The sequence below is a fragment of the Streptomyces sp. NPDC086080 genome (assembly GCF_044540255.1).
Taxonomy (GTDB): domain Bacteria; phylum Actinomycetota; class Actinomycetes; order Streptomycetales; family Streptomycetaceae; genus Streptomyces.
Map to the genome: position 1 here is coordinate 1 of NZ_JBITRU010000022.1, position 19236 is coordinate 19236.

Annotated in this window: 17 protein-coding genes; 9 read left to right on the forward strand and 8 right to left on the reverse strand. The window is 71.2% G+C overall.

The genetic code is table 11. The annotated features are described in order from the left end of the window. From ACIF9R_RS24080 to ACIF9R_RS24095, 4 genes are all read left to right on the forward strand, one after another. On the forward strand, window positions 1–297 hold a 297-nt coding region (locus ACIF9R_RS24080; RefSeq protein ID WP_399983632.1), incomplete at its 5' end, for an alpha-glucosidase C-terminal domain-containing protein. A 116-nt stretch (window positions 298–413) separates the two neighbouring features. After that, window positions 414–1832, forward strand: coding sequence for a maltokinase (locus ACIF9R_RS24085; RefSeq protein ID WP_399983634.1), 1419 nt, complete (start codon window positions 414–416; stop codon window positions 1830–1832). A gap of 41 nt (window positions 1833–1873) precedes the next feature. After that, on the forward strand, window positions 1874–4492 hold the full coding sequence (gene glgB / locus ACIF9R_RS24090) for a 1,4-alpha-glucan branching enzyme (RefSeq protein WP_399983637.1): 2619 nt from the start codon (window positions 1874–1876) through the stop codon (window positions 4490–4492). A gap of 19 nt (window positions 4493–4511) precedes the next feature. Further along, window positions 4512–4904 carry a hypothetical protein gene (locus tag ACIF9R_RS24095; RefSeq protein WP_399983639.1) on the forward strand — a complete coding sequence of 131 codons (393 nt, stop codon included), beginning with the start codon at window positions 4512–4514 and terminating at the stop codon, window positions 4902–4904. Between the two features lie 102 nt (window positions 4905–5006). On the opposite strand, the gene ACIF9R_RS24100 is transcribed toward ACIF9R_RS24095, so the two are convergent. The 4 genes from ACIF9R_RS24100 to ACIF9R_RS24115 form a co-directional block, all read right to left on the reverse strand. Further along, window positions 5007–7238: a HelD family protein gene (locus ACIF9R_RS24100; RefSeq protein ID WP_399983943.1), complete on the reverse strand. Its 2232-nt coding sequence runs from the start codon at window positions 7236–7238 to the stop codon at window positions 5007–5009. A 179-nt stretch (window positions 7239–7417) separates the two neighbouring features. Further along, a complete protein-coding gene (locus ACIF9R_RS24105; RefSeq protein ID WP_399983946.1) occupies window positions 7418–7741 on the reverse strand; it encodes a thioredoxin family protein in 324 nt (107 codons plus the stop codon). After that, complete coding sequence (locus ACIF9R_RS24110; protein ID WP_399983642.1) at window positions 7738–8205, reverse strand: MerR family transcriptional regulator; 468 nt, start codon at window positions 8203–8205, stop codon at window positions 7738–7740. Before ACIF9R_RS24110 ends, ACIF9R_RS24105 begins: the two co-directional genes overlap by 4 nt. A 217-nt stretch (window positions 8206–8422) precedes the next feature. Continuing rightward, entirely contained in the window at window positions 8423–9811 is a 1389-nt protein-coding gene (locus ACIF9R_RS24115; protein ID WP_399983644.1) for a cation:dicarboxylate symporter family transporter, read from the reverse strand. 190 nt (window positions 9812–10001) lie between these two features. On the opposite strand from ACIF9R_RS24115, the gene ACIF9R_RS24120 reads away from it, so the two are divergent. The 3 genes from ACIF9R_RS24120 (at window position 10002) to ACIF9R_RS24130 (ending at window position 13609) form a co-directional block, all read left to right on the forward strand. Beyond that, the gene (locus ACIF9R_RS24120; RefSeq protein WP_399983647.1) at window positions 10002–11912 is read left to right on the forward strand and encodes an ATP-binding protein; all 1911 of its coding nucleotides are present in this window, start codon (window positions 10002–10004) and stop codon (window positions 11910–11912) included. Then, the gene (locus ACIF9R_RS24125) at window positions 11909–12592 is read left to right on the forward strand and encodes a response regulator (protein WP_399983649.1); all 684 of its coding nucleotides are present in this window, start codon (window positions 11909–11911) and stop codon (window positions 12590–12592) included. The genes ACIF9R_RS24120 and ACIF9R_RS24125 overlap by 4 nt, the downstream gene beginning before the upstream one ends. 306 nt (window positions 12593–12898) lie before the next feature. Further along, entirely contained in the window at window positions 12899–13609 is a 711-nt protein-coding gene (locus ACIF9R_RS24130; protein WP_399983651.1) for an XRE family transcriptional regulator, read from the forward strand. Between the two features lie 167 nt (window positions 13610–13776). Here the strand turns inward: ACIF9R_RS24130 and ACIF9R_RS24135 are convergent, their stop codons facing one another. The 3 genes from ACIF9R_RS24135 to ACIF9R_RS24145 form a co-directional block, all read right to left on the reverse strand. Continuing rightward, window positions 13777–15024: an NAD(P)/FAD-dependent oxidoreductase gene (locus ACIF9R_RS24135; protein ID WP_399983653.1), complete on the reverse strand. Its 1248-nt coding sequence runs from the start codon at window positions 15022–15024 to the stop codon at window positions 13777–13779. Between the two features lie 32 nt (window positions 15025–15056). Then, a complete protein-coding gene (gene folE, locus ACIF9R_RS24140) occupies window positions 15057–15653 on the reverse strand; it encodes a GTP cyclohydrolase I FolE (RefSeq protein WP_399983656.1) in 597 nt (198 codons plus the stop codon). 109 nt (window positions 15654–15762) lie between these two features. After that, a complete protein-coding gene (locus ACIF9R_RS24145) occupies window positions 15763–16239 on the reverse strand; it encodes a hypothetical protein (RefSeq protein WP_399983658.1) in 477 nt (158 codons plus the stop codon). A 93-nt stretch (window positions 16240–16332) separates the two neighbouring features. On the opposite strand from ACIF9R_RS24145, the gene ACIF9R_RS24150 reads away from it, so the two are divergent. Continuing rightward, window positions 16333–17001 (forward strand): helix-turn-helix transcriptional regulator, encoded by a 669-nt coding sequence (locus tag ACIF9R_RS24150; protein ID WP_399983661.1) that lies wholly within the window; start codon window positions 16333–16335, stop codon window positions 16999–17001. Between the two features lie 115 nt (window positions 17002–17116). Here the strand turns inward: ACIF9R_RS24150 and ACIF9R_RS24155 are convergent, their stop codons facing one another. Continuing rightward, window positions 17117–17389, reverse strand: a complete 273-nt coding sequence (locus ACIF9R_RS24155) for a hypothetical protein (RefSeq protein ID WP_399983664.1) — start codon at window positions 17387–17389, stop codon at window positions 17117–17119. Between the two features lie 723 nt (window positions 17390–18112). Here ACIF9R_RS24155 and ACIF9R_RS24160 point away from each other — a divergent pair. Next, window positions 18113–18874 (forward strand): helix-turn-helix domain-containing protein, encoded by a 762-nt coding sequence (locus tag ACIF9R_RS24160; RefSeq protein ID WP_399983667.1) that lies wholly within the window; start codon window positions 18113–18115, stop codon window positions 18872–18874. Window positions 18875–19236 lie beyond the last annotated feature (362 nt).

A 19236-nucleotide genomic window follows, 5' to 3' on the forward strand; every position in this document is an offset into this window, starting at 1 on the left:
ATCGAGATCCGCAAACAGAACCCCGCCTTCGGCCTCGGCACCTACACCGAACTGCCCTCCTCCAACCCCGCCGTCCTCGCCTTCCTCCGCGAACATGAGGACGACCTGGTGCTCTGCGTCAACAACTTCTCCCGCTTCGCACAGCCCACGGAGCTGGATCTCAGCGCCTTCGAGGGGCGGCACCCGGTGGAGCTGTTCGGCGGGGTGCGGTTCCCGGCCGTGGGGGAGCTGCCGTATCTGATGACGCTCGGTGGGCACGGCTTCTACTGGTTCCGGCTGCGCAAGGACGTCGCCTAGCACCCGGGGCGGGGCTGGGCGGTTTCCACCGGCCCGCCCTGGGCACGCATCAGTAACACCCCGCCCACCGGCGGCGCCCCCGTGGCGCGCCGCAAGAGGGGAGAGGACGCGACGCCATGTCGGAAGCCGTCACACGCACTGTCACGACCCCGCCCGGCCTTCTTGCGTCACTGGATCCGCTGCTGAGGGAATGGCTGCCGCGGCAGCGCTGGTTCGCGGGCAAGGGCCGCCCGGTCACCGGGTTCGCCCTGGTCGCGGCCACCGAGCTGCTGCCGCCGACCGCCAAGCTGGGCCTGTACCACCTGCTGGTGCGCGCCCACCAGCCGCTCCAGCCGGGACACACCGGCCAGGAGCAGCCCGGGGACTGCTACCAGCTGTTCATAGGTGTGCGCGAGGCGCTGCCGCCCCGGCTCGCGCCCGCGCTGATCGGTCATGTGACGCAGGGCCCGCTGGCCGGACGGACGGTCTACGAGGCGCTGCACGACACCCGGCCCGCCGAACTGCTCCTGGAGGCCCTGCGCGCCCAGGCCCGGATCGGCGGGCTTCGCTTCGAGCGCGACCCGCACCAGGAGATCCGCTCCGGCCTGGTGCCGCGTCTGCTGACCGCCGAGCAGTCGAACTCGTCGGTCGTCTACGGAGATACGTTCATACTGAAGCTGTTGCGCCGGATCGTGCCCGGGATCAACCCCGATCTGGAGCTGCCGCTGGCGCTGGCCCGCGAGGGCTGCCCCCGGGTGCCCCCGCCGACGGCCTGGCTGGTCACGGACCCCGGTGAGGTGTCCGGTCCGCCGTCCGCGGCCGAGCCGTACGTCCTGGGGGTGCTCCAGCCGTTCGTGCAGGGGGCCACGGACGGCTGGGAGCTGGCACTGCGGGAGCTGGCCAAGGGTGAGGACTTCGTCGGCGAGGCACGGGCCCTCGGACGGGCCACCGCCGAGGTGCACACCGCGCTGGCCCGCGCACTGCCGACCGTCACCCTGGGTCACACCCAGCTCCATTCCATGGTCGCCGGCATGACCGAGCGGCTGGAGGCGGCCGTGCACGCGGTGCCCGCGCTGCGCCCGTACGCGGACGGGCTGCGCTCCGCGTACACCGCCCTGGACGATCTGGCCGCCGAGGGCCGTACCTGGATCGCGCAGCGGGTGCACGGCGATCTGCACCTCGGGCAGTGTCTGCGGTCCCCGGCCGGGGAGTGGTCGCTGATCGACTTCGAGGGGGAACCGGCCCGTCCGCTGGCGGAACGGCGGATGCCGCAGCCGACGGTGCGGGACGTCGCCGGCATGCTGCGGTCCTTCGACTACGCGGCCCGTTCCGTGGACCCCCCGCAGCCGGACTGGGCGGAGCACTGCCGGGCGGCGTACTGCTCCGGGTACGCGGAGGCCGCGGGCCGCGATCCGCGCACCGAGCCGGTGCTGCTGCGCGCGTACGAGACCGACAAGGCGGTCTACGAGGCGGTCTACGAGGCCCGGCACCGCCCCGACTGGCTTCCCGTACCGCTGGCGGCCGTGGACCGGCTCGCCTCGTCCGACCGGATCTGACCAGACCCGGACCACCGACCTTCGCCCAGGAGGCCTCGCCCGTGACCCCCCGCCCCACGTCCAGCGGTTCGCATCCGGAACAGCCGGCCGAGCAGCGGCGCACCGACCCACCGGCGCCCGCACGGAAGAAGGCAGCCGTGAAGAAGGCCAGTGCGAAGAAGGCCCCCGCGAAGAAGACCGCCGCGGCGACGAAGGCCACGGCGACGAAAGCCACGGCGACGAAAGCGGCGGCCGAGAAGGCGACGGTGAAGAAGGCGGCGAAGAAGGCCGCGAAGCAGGCAGCGGGGAAGGGAACGGGTAAGGCCGCCGGGAAGAAGGCCCCGGCAGGGGGGAAGGCCGCCGGGAAGGGCGCCGCGAGGAAGAAGGCCGAGGCCGGGCAGGCCGCACCAGCCCCCCTGCCCGTCCCGGGAGCCACCACCGCCCCGCGACCCGTCTCCCCGCCCGTGCCGCCCGAGCTGGAGATGGAGATCGCCGTCTCCCCCGCCGTGGACGCCGGCGACCGGGAGCGGCTGCTGGACGGCACCCATCACGCCCCCCACTCCGTGCTCGGTGCGCATCCGATGCCCGGCGGAGTCGTCTTCCGGGCGTTCCGGCCGTACGCCCTGGCGGTGACGGTCGTCTCCGGAGGGCTGACCGTCGAGCTGCACGACGACGGGCAGGGCTTCTTCTCGGGCCTGCTGCCGCTGCGCGAGGTACCGGCGTACCGGCTGCTGGTGACGTACGAGGGGGCGGTGCAGGAGACCGAGGACGCGTACCGCTTCCTGCCCGCGCTCGGCGAACTCGATCTGCACCTGATCGGTGAGGGCCGGCACGAGGAGCTGTGGACGGTGCTGGGCGCGCATCCGATGATCCACCAGGGCGTGGCCGGCACCCGCTTCTCGGTGTGGGCGCCCAACGCGCGCGGGGTGCGGGTGGCCGGCTCGTTCAACTTCTGGGACGGCACCGGCTTCCCCATGCGGTCACTGGGCGGCACCGGGGTGTGGGAGCTGTTCGTGCCGGGGATCGGCGAGGGCGAGCTGTACAAGTTCGAGATCACCCGCCCCGACGGCTCGAAGACCCTGCGCGCCGACCCGCTGGCCCGCCGTACGGAGGTGCCGCCTGCGACGTCGTCGATCGTCACGTCCTCGGCGTACGAGTGGGACGACGCGCAGTGGCTGGAGCACCGGGCCGAGGTGCCCGCGCACCGGGCGCCGTTCTCCGTCTACGAGGTGCATCTGCCGTCCTGGCGACCCGGCCTGACGTACCGCCAGCTGGCCGAGCAGCTGCCCGCGTACGTCAAGGACCTCGGTTTCACCCATGTCGAGCTGATGCCGGTGGCCGAGCATCCCTTCGGCGGCTCGTGGGGCTACCAGGTCACCGGGTTCTACGCGCCCACCGCCCGCCTCGGCACCCCGGACGACTTCCGGTACCTGGTCGACACCCTGCACCGGGCGGGTATCGGCGTCCTGATGGACTGGGTGCCGGCGCACTTCCCGCGGGACGAGTGGGCGCTGGCGGAGTTCGACGGGCGGCCGCTGTACGAGCACGAGGATCCCCTGCGGGCGGCCCATCCCGACTGGGGGACGCTGGAGTTCGACTTCGGGCGGCGCGAGGTGCGCAACTTCCTGGTCGCCAACGCCCTGTACTGGTGCGAGGAGTTCCACATCGACGGGCTGCGGGTGGACGCGGTCGCCTCGATGCTCTATCTCGACTACTCGCGCGAGCCGGGCCAGTGGACGCCGAACGAGCACGGCGGCCGGGAGAACCTGGACGCGGTGGCGTTCCTGCAGGAGATGAACGCGACCCTGTACCGCAGGGTGCCGGGGGTCGTGACGATCGCGGAGGAGTCCACCGCCTGGGACGGCGTCACCCGGGCCACCCACCACAAGGGCCCGAGCGGCTTCGGCGGGCTGGGCTTCGGGCTGAAGTGGAACATGGGCTGGATGCACGACTCGCTCGCGTACATGAGCCATGAGCCGGTGCACCGCCGGTACCACCACGGCGAGATGACCTTCTCGATGGTCTACGCGTACAGCGAGAACTACGTGCTGCCGATCTCCCACGACGAGGTGGTGCACGGCAAGGGCTCGCTGGTGAAGAAGATGCCCGGCGACTGGTGGCAGCAGCGCGCCGGGCTGCGCGCCTACCTGGCCTTCATGTGGGCCCACCCGGGCAAGCAACTGCTCTTCATGGGCCAGGAGTTCGCGCAGGGAGCGGAGTGGTCGGAGGCGCACGGCCCGGACTGGTGGCTGCTGGACCCGCACTACGGCGCGGAGGCCGACCACCGGGGTGTGCGCGATCTGGTGCGCGACCTCAACACCGTGTACGGGCACACTCCGGCGCTGTGGCAGGGCGACACCGAACCGTCCGGTTTCCGCTGGGTGACCGCGGACGCCGCCGAGGACAACGTGTTCGCCTTCCTCCGGTACGACGCCGCCGGCTCCCCGTTGCTCGCGGTGTCGCACTTCGCGCCGGTGGTCCGCCACGACTACCGGATCGGGGTGCCCGACGACGTGCCCGCCTGGCACGAGGCCCTGAACACCGACACCGGACGCTACGGCGGCAGTGACGTCACCCACCCCGACCCGGTCAAGCCGGACCCCCAGGGCTGGCACGGCCACCCGGCAAGCATCCGGCTGACCCTGCCACCCCTGGCGACGGTATGGCTGCGCCCGGCCTAGCCCTCGCTATGGTGGCTCCATGGGGAACGACCGACGCGTCCGCCGCCTCATGGTGGACGGGAGCGTCTGGCACTGGACGGTCCGGCAGCGGGTGAGACCCGACTACGCCGACTGCCGGGTGACCCTCGCCCTCTTCCCGGAGACCTCGGCGCGCGGAGGTCGGCGCCGGCTGTCGTTGGTCTTCACCCCGGGCCCGCACGGCGTCATTTCGAACGCGTACGTCGAGGCGGGCACGGTGATACGGCTCCCCGATCGTGCCTGGCTCAACCTCTACGAGCCGGGAACGGTCCGACGCCTCCTCGACGTTGCGGCGCCCGCGCTGGAGATCCCGTCGTCGCCGCGGAATCCCGAGGTGGACGGCTGGGCCTGCTTCGCCGCGGTGGTGGACCGCCACGCCGACTCCCCTGCTTGATCCTGTGGTGGGTCGTGCACAGCTGACGGATGTGGCGTGCGTCGGTCCCCCGCCTCGCGGCTGCCCGCGATCCGGTCCGGGCGGCCGGCCCCGCCCCGGCGCTCAGTTCAGGGCGGCGGCCAGGGGTTCCGGCAGGGGGCCGGTGTGCAGGATGCCGAGGCGCTGGGTGGCGCGGGTGAGGGCCACGTACAGGTCGCTGGTGCCGTAGCGGCCCGGTTCGACCACGAGGACCGAGTCGAACTCCAGCCCCTTGGCCTGGCGCGGGTCGAGCAGCACGACGTCGTGGGTCAGGTCCGGTTCGGCGCCTGCCGTCACCCCGTCCAGCCGGGCGGCCAGCGCGCGGTGCAGATCGCGCGGGGCGATGACGGCGAGACGGCCCTCGGCGGGGGTGAGTTCGGCGACGGCCTTGGCGGTGGCGCCGGGCAGGTCGTCGGTGGCGCGGGCCCAGGGGCGTACCCCCGTGGAGCGCACCGAGCCGGGCGGCTCGAAACCGGGGTGCTCGGCGCGCACGACCGCGGCGGCCACGTCCATGATCTCGGCCGGGGTGCGGTAGTTGACGCCCAGCCGGGTGTGCTCCCAGCGGTCCCCGACATACGGGGTGAGGATGTCCGCCCAGGCGCCGACACCGCCCGACTCCGAGGTCTGCGCCGGGTCGCCGACCAGGGTCATGGAGCGGGTGGGGCTGCGCCGCATCAGCAGCCGCCACGCCATCGGGGACAGCTCCTGCGCCTCGTCGACGATGATGTGCCCGAACGCCCAGGTGCGGTCGGCGGCGGCGCGCTCGGCGGCGCTGCGGTGATCGTCCTCCTCGTGCCGTTCGGCGAAGCGTTCCGCGTCGATGATGTCGTGCGCGGACAGCACCTCGGAGGAGTCCGGGTCGTCCTCCTCCTTGTCCTCGAACTCGTAGGTGCGGGAGGCGTACGAGACGTCCAGGACGCCCTGCGCGAAGGCGATCTGCGTCTGCCGCTCGCGTTCGGCGCGTTCACGGGCGAGCCGGTCGTCCTCGCCGAGAAGTTCTGCGGCCTCGTCGAGCAGGGGCACGTCGGAGACGGTCCAGTGCCGGGTGACCGGGCGGCGGACGGCGGCGGCGTCCTCCTCGCGGAGGTATCCCTCGGGGGCGGCGAGGAAGTCGGCGACCAGGCGCCGCGGGGTGACGCGGGGCCACAGCCGGTCGATGGCGGACCGGACCTCGGGGTTGTCGGCGAGTTCGTCGCGGATCTGGGTGATGTCGCTGGGGTCGAGCAGATTGCCGCCGTCGTAGGGGTCGGTGCCGATGCGTTCGGCGACCATGTCGGTGAGCGCGTTGAGAATGTGGCCCTCGAAGTGCTCCCGGGCCACGTTGTGCGGCAGCCTGGCGGCACGGGTGCGTTCGCGGGCGACGTTGACCAGGCCGTCGTCGAGCATGAGGATCTCGCGGTCGTGCTCGATCGCGATCACCGGGTCGGGCAGCATCTGCCGGTCGCGTACGACATCGGCGAGGACACCGGCCATCTCCGCCCGCCCCTTGACGGCGGCGGCCTCCGGGGTGTCGGTCCGGGTGGTCCGCACACCGGGGAACAGCTCACCGACGGTCGCCAGGAGCACACCGGTCTCGCCGAGGCTGGGCAGCACCTCGCCGATGTAGCCGAGGAACGCCGGGTTGGGGCCGACGATCAGGACGGCGCGGCGGGCCAGCAGCTCACGGTGCTCGTAGAGGAGGAAGGCGGCGCGGTGCAGGGCGACGGCGGTCTTGCCGGTGCCGGGACCGCCCTCGACGACCATGACCCCGCGGTGCGGTGCGCGGATGATGCGGTCCTGGTCGGCCTGGATGGTGCGGACGATGTCGCCCATGCGGCCGGTGCGCGCGGAGTCGAGCGCGGCGAGCAGGACGGCGTCACCGGTGGGGTCCTCGTGGCCGGTGCGGGTCGCGTCGCCGAGGTCGAGGATCTCGTCGTGCAGGGCGGTGACCCGGCGGCCCTCGGTGGCGATGTGCCGGCGGCGCCTGAGGCCCATCGTGGTGTGGCCGGTGGCCAGATAGAACGGGCGGGCGACATCGGCGCGCCAGTCGATGAGGACGGGCGTGCGCTCGGCGTCGTCGGCGCGCAGGCCGATCCGGCCGATGTGGTGACTCTCGCCGGAGCCGAGGTCGATCCGGCCGAAGCAGAGGGAGCCGTCCACCGCGTTCAGGGCGGCGAGCAGCCCGGAGCGCTCGGCGACGAGGATGTCCCGCTCCAGTCTGGCCTGCCTGGGGGTGTGGCCCTGGGCGAGGGCGTCCGTGACGGAGTCCTCGGCGTCACCGCGCAGGACGTCCACACGTGCGTACAGTCCGTCGATGAATTCCTGTTCCTGCCGCAATTCATCGTCCGGAAATTCGGTGTTTGACAATTGCACTCCCGCCCGGATATACTGTGCTCACTGAACTTCACCGCGACTTCACCATTCAGAAGTCGCGAATCAATGAATATACGCAAGGAAAACCCCCGAGCGCAATTGCCCGGGGGTTTTTCTGTGTCCGCCGACGCCGGACCCGCAGGTCAGAGCACGTCCGCCAGCTCCTGGAGCAGCCGCCGCCGGGGCCTCGCCCCCACCATCGACCGCAGCGGCTCCCCGTCGCGGAACACCATGAAGGTCGGCATCGACAGCACCTTGTAGGCGTTGGTCGTGTCCGGATTGGCGTCCACGTTCAGCTGGACGACCTTCAGCCGGCCCTGCTGCTCCGCCGCCAGCGCGCCGAGCACCGGCGCCATCTGCCGGCACGGCGGGCACCAGTCGGCCGTGAACTCCACCAGCACCGGCAGTTCCGCCTCTATCACCTCCGTGACGAAATCGCCGTCACTCACCTCGGGCACACCCTTCACCACGGTTCCCCTCCCAGTTCGCACACCGGCTCCGGACCACCCGGAACCGCCGCCTCGGCCGCCAGTCCTCCCCCAGTTCTCGGCTTCGCTCGAACCGGGAGGGGCCCCCATCGCGCCGACTCCGCCCGCGCCAGCTGCTCCCCGACCCTCGCCCGCACCGTCCGCAGCTCGGCGATGAGCGCGTCGAGCTCGTCCAGCTTGCGCCGGTAGACCTGGAGCGAGGCGGGACACGCGTCGCCCTCGGGGTGACCGGCCCGCAGACACTCCAGGAAGGGCCGGGTCTCCTCCAGGTCGAACCCGAAGTCCTGGAGCGTACGGATCTGTCGCAGCAGCCTCAGATCACCCTCGTCATAGGTCCGGTATCCGTTGGCCGTCCGCCGCCCGGGCAGCAGCCCACGGGATTCGTAGTACCGCAGCGTCCGCGTGGTGGTTCCGGCCCGTGCGGCCAGCTCGCCGATTCGCATGCGTACGAACGTAGGCCTTGACGTCGGCGTCAGGGCAAGGGCGATGGAACAGGTGGCGTCGCAACGAGCCGAGCGGCCGGGGCTCACGGGGGTGAGAGCCCGGCCGCTCGGCGGGGTTGGAGGCCCTGGCAGGGGAGGCGGGCCTCCAAGGAGTCCGGGCGGCTGAGCGAAGGGGGAGGGCCCAGCCGCCCGGGTCCGGGGGACATGGCGGCAGCCGTCAGGCCTTGGCCAGTTCCTTCTCGGCCCCCGGCTCGGCGTGGGCGGGGCCGGACCCGCCGGCGGCGGCGTGGTCGTCCAGCAGCGTCGCCTCGTCGAACGGGGCGCGGCCGGTGAGCACCTCGGCCACCCGCGCCTTGTCGATCTCCTTGGTCCAGGTGCCGACCAGCACCGTGGCGACCGCGTTGCCGGCGAAGTTGGTCAGGGCGCGGGCCTCGCTCATGAAGCGGTCGATGCCGACGATCAGGCCGATGCCGTCCACCAGGGCGGGCTTGTGCGACTGCAGGCCGCCGGCCAGGGTCGCGAGGCCGGCGCCGGTGACACCGGCGGCGCCCTTCGAGGCGACCAGCAGGAACAGCAGCAGCGGGATCTGCTCGCCGATCGACATCGGCGTACCCATGGCGTCGGCGATGAACAGCGAGGCCATGGTCATGTAGATCATGGTGCCGTCGAGGTTGAAGGAGTAGCCGGTCGGGACGGTGATGCCGACGACCGGCTTGCTGACGCCGAGGTGCTCCATCTTCGCGATGAGGCGCGGCAGCGCCGACTCGGAGGAGGAGGTGGAGAGGATCAGCAGGAACTCACGGCCCAGGTACCTGAACAGGCTCCAGATGTTCATGCCCGCGACGATCCGCAGCATCGCGCCGAGCACCACGAAGATGAAGAGCACACAGGTGAGGTAGAAGCCGAGCATCAGCACGGCGAGGCTCTTCAGCGCGTCCAGGCCGGCGGAGCCGGTGACCGCGGCCATGGCGCCGAAGGCACCGATCGGGGCCGCCCACATGATCATGGCGAGGACCCGGAAGACCAGCCGCTGGATGTGCTCGACGCCGCGCAGGATCGGCTGCCCCGCGTTGCCCATGGCCTGCAGGGCGAAGCCGCACAGCAGGGCGATCAGCAGGGTCTGCAGGACCTCGCCCTGGGTGAACGCGGACACGATCGTGGTCGGGATCACGCCGAGCAGGAACTCGGTGGTGTCCTTCGCCTCCGCGTCGACCTGTGCGTGACCGGTCTCCTTGACCGCGTCGGTGACCGCGAGACCGCTGCCCGGGTCCAGGATGTTGCCGACGATCAGGCCGATGGCGAGCGCGACGACCGACATCACCATGAAGTAGCCCAGCGCGATACCGCCGACCGCGCCGACCTTGGCGGCCTTCCGCACGGAGCCGATGCCCAGCACGATGGTGCAGAAGATGATCGGCGAGATCATCATCTTGATCAGGTTCACGAACCCGGTACCGATCGGCTTCAGCTCGACCGCGGCATCGGGTGCGATCAGGCCGACGGCGATACCGAGGGCGACCGCGATGATCACCGCGATGTAGAGATAGTGCGTGCGGTCCCGCTTGGCTCGGGGTGCGGCTGGTGCCGTAGCGGCTGTGTCGGTCACGGCGGCCCTCCTTGACGTCGTCGGCATCACCGGCGTGCGGCTCACGTCCGGGGGATGGGGTCAGGGCCCGTCCGGCCCTGGGGAACGCCGTGACTATGTCGCGCGCTGTGAGCGCGGTCACCCTTCCGTTCATTGAGTTCACCGTGGACGTCATTTACTTCACCGTGGAGGTGCGAGGCAGACTGGCGGGATGCGCCTCACCCTCCCCCGGCCCCGCAGCCTCGCGGGCCAGCTCTTCGCCATGCAGGCCGTGCTCATCGCGGTCGTCGTGGCCGGGTACGCGCTGTTCACGTACGTCGGTGACCGCGGCCAGGCCGAGGAGGCGGCGCGGCGCCAGGCCACCGCGGTGACCCGTTCGGTCGCCGACTCCCCCTCAGTGCGGGAGGCGATCCGTACCTCCGACCCGTCGGCGAGGCTCCAGCCGTACGCGCTGGCGGTGGTGCGGGACACCGACGTCGACTTCGTCACGATCATGAATCCGCGGGGCATCCGCTGGACCCACCCCGACCCGGACCAGATCGGCCTGCCCTTCCGGGGCAACACGGCCCCGGCGCTCCGGGGCCGCACCTTCACCGAGACCTACACCGGTACCCTCGGCCCCTCGGTCCGGGCGGTCACCCCGATCCGGGACGGCGACCGGATCGTCGGCCTGGTCAGCGCGGGGATAAGGGTCGACGTGATCAGCCGACGCGCCCAGGGGCAGCTGACCGCGCTGCTCGCGGTCGCGGCCGGAGCGCTCGGGCTCGGCGCGATCGGCACCTACGTCATCAACGCCCGGCTGCGCCGCCACACCCACGGGATGAACGCGGCCGAGCTCAGCCACATGCACGACTACCATCAGGCCGCGCTGCACGCCGTGCGCGAGGGGCTGCTGATGCTGGACAGGCAGTACCGGGTGGCGCTGATCAACGACGGCGGCCGGGAGCTGCTGGGCGTGGACCAGAAGGAGCACGAGGAGGACGTGGTGGGCAGATCGGTCGCGGAGCTGGGTCTTCCGGCGCCGCTGACGGGCGCGCTGCTCGCCTCGGAGCCCCGGGTGGACGAGGTGCATCTGACGTCGGACCGGGTGCTGGTGGTGAACACCTCGCCGGTCACCGGTGGCCAGCGGCGCGGTTCGGTGGTGACCCTGCGGGACGTGACCGAGCTCCAGTCGCTGATGGGTGAGCTGGACTCGGAGCGCGGTTTCACGCAGGCGCTCCGTTCGCAGGCGCACGAGGCGGCGAACCGGCTGCACACCGTGGTCTCGCTGATCGAGCTGGGCCGGGCGGAGGAGGCGGTGGACTTCGCGACGGCCGAGCTGGAGCTGGCGCAGGCGCTGACCGACCAGGTGATCGCGGCAGTGGGCGAGCCGGTGCTCGCGGCGCTGCTGCTGGGCAAGACGGCCCAGGCCAACGAGCGGGGCGTGGAGCTGGTGGTGTCGCCCGACAGCCGCTTGGACGACGGACTGCTCCCTGACTGCCTGCCCGCCCGGGACCTGGTGACCATCCTCGGCAACCTGATCGACAACGCCGTGGACGCGGCGCAGGGCGGGATGCGCCCGCGGGTGACGGTGACGGCGCTGACCGGGAGGGACGGCTCCGAGCTGGTGCTGCGCGTCTCGGACACCGGCCCCGGAGTGAATCCGGACCACACGGAGGCGGTCTTCCGGCGCGGTTTCACCACCAAGTCCTCCGGCCCCGGCGGGCGGGGACTGGGCCTGGCCCTCGTCCAGCAGGCGGTGACCCGGCACGGCGGCGCGCTGTCGGTGACCTGCGGGGACTCCGCGGGCTCCGGGAACGCCGGGAACGAGGCCGGCGCGGTGTTCGAGGTGCGACTGCCGCTCACCGGTGGCACCGACCGGGGCGAGAACCCCGCCCCCGGCACCGCCGCCTCGCCGGCCAGGGACGGGGGCGCGGGAGACGTCCCCCGCGGTCGCGGGGAAGCCGGCACCGGGCAGGCGGCGAACACCCCGGACGGCACCAGCGCCCCCACCGGGCGGACCACCGCCGGGCACGGCGCCGCGACGACGGCCGGCGGGGAAGGCGACGACGGGGCGAGCGTCCCCGGCGGGCACTCCCCCGCCGGGGACACGGCCGCGAGGCTCCAGGGGGGCGCCGTATGACCGGCCGGCCGATCAGAGTGCTGGTGGTCGAGGACGACCCGGTCGCCGCCGACGCCCATGTGATGTATGTCGGCCGGGTGCCCGGGTTCGTCGCGGTCGGCACGGCGCGCACCGGCGCGGAGGCCCGGCGGGCACTGGAGCGCACACCCGTCGACCTGCTCCTCCTCGACCTGCACCTGCCGGACGTGCACGGGCTTCAGCTGGCCCGCTCGCTGCGGGCGGCCGGTCACCACGCCGACGTGATCGCGGTGACCTCCGCCCGGGACCTCGCGGTGGTGCGCGAGGGGGTGTCGCTGGGCGTCGTGCAGTACGTACTGAAGCCGTTCACGTTCGCGACCCTGCGGGACCGGCTGCTGCGCTACACCGAGTTCCGTGCGGCCGTGGGCGAGGCCAGTGGCCAGGACGAGGTGGACCGGGCGCTGGCCGCCCTCCGCGCCCCCGCCCCGGCCGCCCTGCCCAAAGGGCTGAGCGCACCCACGCTGGAACGGGTGACCGTGGCTCTGCGCGACGCCGGTGAGGGCCTGACGGCGGCCGCCCTCGCGGAGGCGGTCGGCATCTCCCGTATCACCGCCCGCCGCTATCTGGAGCACCTGGTGGAGGCGGGCCGCGCGGGCCGCAGCCCGCAGTACGGGACGGTGGGGCGGCCGGAGCTGCGGTACCGGTGGATCCCCGGGAACTGAGCCCCGACGGGATCGGAACGACCGACCGGTTCACGCCGCGTGGGCGGTCCTCGGACGCGGGTCCACACGGACATGCTCGCCGCACAGGCATGCGAGTCCCGCACACCCGCGCCCCACCGAGGAGCCGCGCACATCGAAGACGACGGGCGCATATGCCACTGAGCTTGCATTTCGCATTCCCCCGAGCCGAGGGCCAGGAAACGCGACCGGCCCGCCCCGGGAGCCGACTCACCAGTAGCCGTACCTTCCTACAATCAGTGATACTGGCCGAACAGAACGTAGTCATCGCTGCCATGCGGCCCTAGCTTGTGGGCCGTGCACCGACCTTCCGCTCGTACAGACCGCCACCCGCCCCCGCCGTTCAACGCCCCCGCCGCCCGCCGGCTCCGCGCCGGACTGGGCATGGGCCCGGAACATGTCGCCGACGCCCTGCGCGGCTCCTACGGACTGCCGTACGTGACGTCCGCGCTCGTCGCCGCCTGGGAACAGCGGACCGCCGCCCCCTCCCACATCGAACTCACCGCACTCGCAGGCGTGTTGTGGTGCTCCCCCGGAGAACTCCTCGGTCGGCCAAGCACCTTGCGCGAGCATCGCGTGGCCCGCGGCCTGGCGCCCGAGGACGTCGCCCGCACGGTCGGCCACGAACTCCACGCGTACCTGAGGATGGAGGAGACGAACCAGTGGCGCGGCAGCGAGCAGCAGTCCGCCACCCTGGCCCGGCTGCTCGCCCTCTCCCTGGCCGACGTCATCACCATCACCGGCCAGGAGAACCGGCTCGCGGAGTTGCTGCGCGGCGCGACGACGACCCGCTGGCAGACATACGTACGCCCGGTCTCGAAACTCGCCCCGCTGGAGCGACGGCACCTGGAAGAAGCACTCCACCGCCTGCACCGGGACTACCGGGGCCACATGGCCGCCACCCTCAGCTGGAGCAGCGACACGAGCGACATCGGCAGCGAGTTCCTCGCCCGCATCGTCGACCACTTCTGGACGGCGGTCGAGGAAGAGGGCCGGTAGGCAGACCGGCCGGGGGGCGGCACGGCAAGCCCCTCGGTGACGGCCCGGACGATTGCTGTGCCGTGACCCGAGGGCCGGTCGCGGACGGTGCGGCGGCCCCGGGCTCCGGGTCGGCTGCTTTCGCGTGCGTGGGGCGGGTGTCTCCTGTCCGGTTCGGCCCGGTGCGTTTACCGGTGGTGGGGTGCGTCGACGGGGATGAGGGTGTTCAGGTCCGCGTCGGTGAGCTGCCGGGGGGAGACGTGTGCGCGGGTGCCGACCAGTGCGCCGAGTGCGTCGCTGTGGTCCCAGGAGTTGACGTTGAGGGCCGCGGTGATCCGTCCGTCGCGCAGCCAGAACGCGAGGAAAACGCGGGAGGCGGCATCGCCGCGCAGGACCAGTTCGTCGCGGGCGGGGTCGGCCAGGCCGCGGTACTCGCAGCCGAGGTCGTACTGGTCGGAGAAGAAGTACGGGTCGGCGCCGTAGGCGTCGTGGCCGCCGAGGAGGTTGCCTGCCACGTGGGCGCCCTGATCCTTGGCGTTGGACCAGTGCTCGACGCGTACCCGTCCCGTGTAGCGGGGGTGGTCGTGGGCGGCGATGTCACCGGCCGCGTAGATGTCCGGCGCCGAGGTGCGCAGTGCGGCGTCGACGGCGACGCCGCCTGCCGCGAGGTCGAGGCCGGCGGCTTCGGCGAGTTCGGTCCGGGGGAGGGCGCCGACTCCGACGACCACGACGTCGGCGGACAGTTCGCTGCCGTCGTCCAGGCGCACCACCCTGCCGTCGTCGCGGATGTCGGTGCCGCTCACCCTGACGCCGGGGCGCAGAGTGACGCCGTGGTCGGTGTGCAGGTCACGGAAGACCTGTCCGACCCGGTCCCCGAGGACACGGCGCAGGGGCAGGGGGGCCGGGTCGATCATGGTCACGTGCGCTCCGCGGGCGCGGGCGGCGGAGGCGACCTCGCAGCCGATCCAGCCCGCGCCGACGATGACCACCCGGGCTCCGTCGGTCAGCTTCTCCCGCAGGGTGAGCGCGTTGTCGAGGGTGCGCAGTGTGTGCACGTCGTCGCCGTCGAAGCCCGGCAGGGTGCGGGCGCGCGATCCGGTGGCCAGCAGCAGCCGGTCGTAGCCGTACTCCCGCCCGTCGGCGTCGACGACCGTGTGGTCGGCCGGCCGCAGAGCGGTGATGCGGGCGCCGAGGTGCAGCGCGATGCCGTGGTCGCTGTAGTAGCCGGCCGGCCGGACCCAGTCCGGTTCGTCCCTCTTTCCCAGCAGGACGTCCTTGGACAAGGGGGGCAGCTCGTAAGGGTTGTGGTCCTCCCCGCCGAAGAGGGTGATGCCGCCGTCGAATCCCTGTTCGCGCAGGGTGGCGGCCGCTGATGCGCCGGCCAGGCCGGCGCCGACGATCAGGATCCGCCGGGGGGACGACTGTGGTGCGGTCATGACTGCCTCCATGTGACGTGGTGGTGTACGCGCTATCGCTGGACGCCGGTGAGGGCGAGGAACTCCTGCCGGGACGCGGCGTCGTGGCGCAGGGTTCCGAGCAGGGTGGAGGTGACGGTCCTCGACCCGGTGGCCTGGACGCCCCGCAGGGTCATGCAGGTGTGTTCGGCCTCGATGACGACCCCGACTCCTCGGGGCTGGAGGTGCTCGCCGAGCCAGTCCGCGATCTGTTTGGTCAGCCGTTCCTGTACCTGGGGCCGGCAGGCGAAGTGCTCCACCACGCGGGCCAGCTTCGACAGGCCGAGAATGCGTGCGCCGGGCAGGTAACCGACGTGGGCCACCCCCGTGAAGGGCAGCATGTGGTGCTGGCAGACCGAGCGCACCGGGATGTCGCGGGCCAGGACGAGTTCGTCGTAGGCCTCCTCGTTGGGGAACGTGGTCATCCGGAAGGGGCGCGCGGTGAGGAGTTCCGCGTAGCCGCGGGCCATGCGTCCGGGTGTGTCCCGCGTTCCCTCGGTGTCCAGCGTGATCCCGAGCGCCCGCAGGAATTCCCGTGCGGCCCGTTCGGCGGCCTCCAGATCGGGTCCGGTCGCCTCCTCGATCACGTGGAGTGCGGCTGTGGCAGTCATCCCCGTCCTCTCCTCGCAGACATGTCGGTCTTCAGCCGGCGGCAGGGGCGGTACGGCGGCGCCCCTGCCACGGCCGCGGGTCGCCGGACGGTGCCGGCAGACCCGTGATTCAGAGCGTGCGCCCACCGGTACCGCGTGCGCGGGCCGGCCAGGCCGAATCGTGGGCGGAGGCGAGCCTGGCCAGGGTGAGCGCGCCGAGGAGCAGGCCGAAGTCGCGCAGGGCGACGTCGTAGAACCCGGAGTAGGTCAGCAGGTTGACGATGATGCCGGTGAGCCAGAGCGCGACGACGTACGCGGCGTAGCGCGGCTTGATGGCCACCGCGACACCGGCGACGATCTCGATCGCTCCGACGACGTACATCGCGGTCTGCGCGGAGAACGGCAGCAGGTCGACGATCCACGGCGCGAGGTAGGAGGGCCAGTCGGTGAGGGCGTTGACGAATTTGTCGATGCCCATCCAGATCGGCAGCACCGTGTATCCGACGCGCATCAGCCAGAACGCCCCGTAGGCGGGGTCGTCGAGCGCACGCCGCCACCCCGCTTCCGGGGTGTGCGCACGTACGGAGTCGTGGGCAGGAGCAGCCATGGCGGCCTCCATGTATCGACAAGGTTTGTTGTCTTTACAGGCTGGTCACCTCGCCCATCATTTGTCAATTCCTGTTGGTGTTACATTGTGGGTGTGGGTACGAACGAGGACCGTGACAGGGACGCCATCAGCGGACTGAGCAGCCTGGACGACCCGGTGCGGCGACGGCTGTACGAGTACGTGCGCACGCGCGACGAACCCGTCAGCCGGGAGGACGCCGCGAACGCCGCCGGCATCAGCCGCACCCTGGCCGCCTACCACCTGGACAAACTCGCCGACGCGGGTCTGCTGGACACCAGCTACGCCCGCGCGGCAGGGCGCGGCGGACCGGGCGCGGGCCGCCCCGCCAAGCGCTACGCGCGAACCGAGCACGAACTCTCGGTCAGCGTGCCGCCCCGCGACTACGGCCTGCTGGCCGGTGTACTGGCCGACGCGGTCGCCGCCGACGGTTCCGGGACGGTGCGGGAGGCGGTGGCCGCCGCCGCGCGTTCGACCGGCCGGTCGGCAGGCGGCGAGGACCTGATCGCCGCGCTGAGCGCGTGCGGCTACGAGCCCGCGACGACCGCCGAGAACGGCATCGACCTGCGCAACTGCCCCTTCCACCGACTCGCCCGCGAGCACACGGAACTCGTGTGCTGGCTGAACCTGCACCTGGTCCGGGGTCTGCTGGAAGCCGGCGGCCAGTCACCCGAGCGGGCGGTACTGGCACCTCGTCCGGGCCGCTGCTGCGTGGTCCTCGACCCTCCCGCCCGGGAACCATGAGTACGGTCCCGTGCCCCGACCAGTGGCGAGAGCAGCCAACCGGTCGGGGCACCAGGACGGGATCACACTTCACCGAGCCCACAACCGGCAGTCATCCAGCGTGGTGTGGGGGTACTCAAGCGCCCTGGGCATCGAGCGCCCGGTAGGGGTTGTCCGCTGCCGGAGTCACACACCAATAGCTCTCGACCATGGCCTTGTACTGCCGGTGCGCCGGATTCAGGCCCGTGTGTTTCAGCGCCCAGATCTCCGCAGGCTCAGGGGAGTTGGCGGATGCGGGCGCCTCCGCTCCGCATACCATGCACACGGCCGAGTAGACGGCATGCTGAGCATCCTCGCCGGTCTCCGGCTCCAGCGCCCACCCGGCCGCGCTGATGACCGAACGCGTCACGGTGCTCCCCCCGTCAGCCCGTTCACTTCCACCACCTGGGCTCGCACCGGCAGGTCTTTCCTCGATCGGCAACGCGGGCAGGCACACGGCGGGAACCTGTCGAACAGTTCGGGCACGTCCGCAGGCTCGACGGTCCTCAACGGCCGCACCTGGGTACGCACACCGGTCCCCGGATTGATCCGGTAGACCTCAATGGTCATCGTCACCGGACACCGGCCCGGGACCCTGCCCATGCCTGAGCATCTACGCGGCTGTTGCTGGACAAGGCTCCCAGGCATGCCACGTAGGGCCGGACAAGGACACCCGCCGGCTCTCATGCTTCATCGGCCTCCCCGTCACGAAGGGGCTGTACTCGTGTGGGCTTCGGATAGTCGCTCGCACCGCACCGACGCACGGTGACCAGTCGAGCACCCGACACACATGCAGAGAGCGGGAGTGGCTTCCTCCCAGGTGCCACGCGGGCTGCCGCATGCCGACTGTGCCGGCCGGGGATACGCGGTCCGAGCAGGACCGTCCTCACCCATTCGAGCGTTTGTGTGATAAGCATGGTTCGTCGACGCTCCTTGTCAGCGTTGGCCATACCCCGGGACCGTTCGCGCGGTCGCCGGGGTCCTTGTGTATCGCCATGCTGACGCCCCCTCAGGGAGCTTTGAACACAGATCCGGCGACGCCTGGGACGTCTCAGCGGTAGCGTGGAACGCCCAAACGTCGCCAGGAGAAGTCTTGAACAGCGCACTGAGATCGGCTATGAAGTCGGCCAATCTGTCACCCCGGCAGTTAGCGGTACGGGTAGGCGTTTCCGGCAAGACAGTGGAACGGTGGGTGGCGGACGCCGAACTGATCCCGCATGCCAGAAACCGGGAAGACGCCAGCAGAGCGTTGGGAGTTGACGAAGAAATGCTGTGGCCAAGAACACTGAAGGACCGCATCAAGACCGGCGGGGATCGCGAGATCATCCATTCCTATCCCTACCGATCCTCTTGCCCATCCACGGTTTGGGCCGGACTCGTCGAGAAGTCCACATCAGATATTCTTTTCGCGGGATACACCAATTACTTCCTCTGGATCGACCAGCCCGCATTCGTGTCGACCTTGCGCGAGAAGCTCGACAGCGGTTGCCGCGTGCGCTTTCTCCTGGGAGACCTCAACGGCGAGGTGACGCGCAACCGCGAGCAGATCGAAGACGTGGCCCTCACCGTGTCCACCCGCATTCGAATCACGCTTGAGCACCTGAGCAAGCTCGGTGCTCACGAGGGCCTGGAAGCACGATTCTCCGCAGCGAGCGACGCAACCAGTCACGTCTCGCTGTCGGTCTTCCGTTTCGATGAGGAGGCCCTGGTCACGCCCCACCTGGCCCGACTGGTCGGGCATGACTCACCTTTGCTGCACCTGCGGAAGTTCGGCGACACTGGCATGTTTTCTCGCTTCGCCGACCATGCTGAAGAGTTGTGGTCCCGAGGCGTTCCGATCGCGCCTGACTCCTGAAGTCGCTGCCGGTCACCAAGTGCGTCCCTCACATCGCGTGCCGGCTCTCGTACGTCACTTCACCGCGGTACCCATCGCCTCCTGGGAACGCGCGACCCACACTCCCTTGCGGTAATCGCCGGGCTCACTCAGCCGTTTCCGGGCGAACCGGCCTTCGGCTCTTGGTCAACCCCATGCGGATACTGCACGTCGCCAGCACCTCAGCACATCAGCACATCGGTCAAGGGATTCGCGCCGACAAGTGGCCGTAGGCCCGCGAGCGTCTGACCACGGCCGGCCTCGCGGAGGCGGTCGGCGTCTCCTGCTTCACCGACCGCCCCCGCCGTACGGAACGGTGGGGCGACCGGAGTTACGGTGCCGAT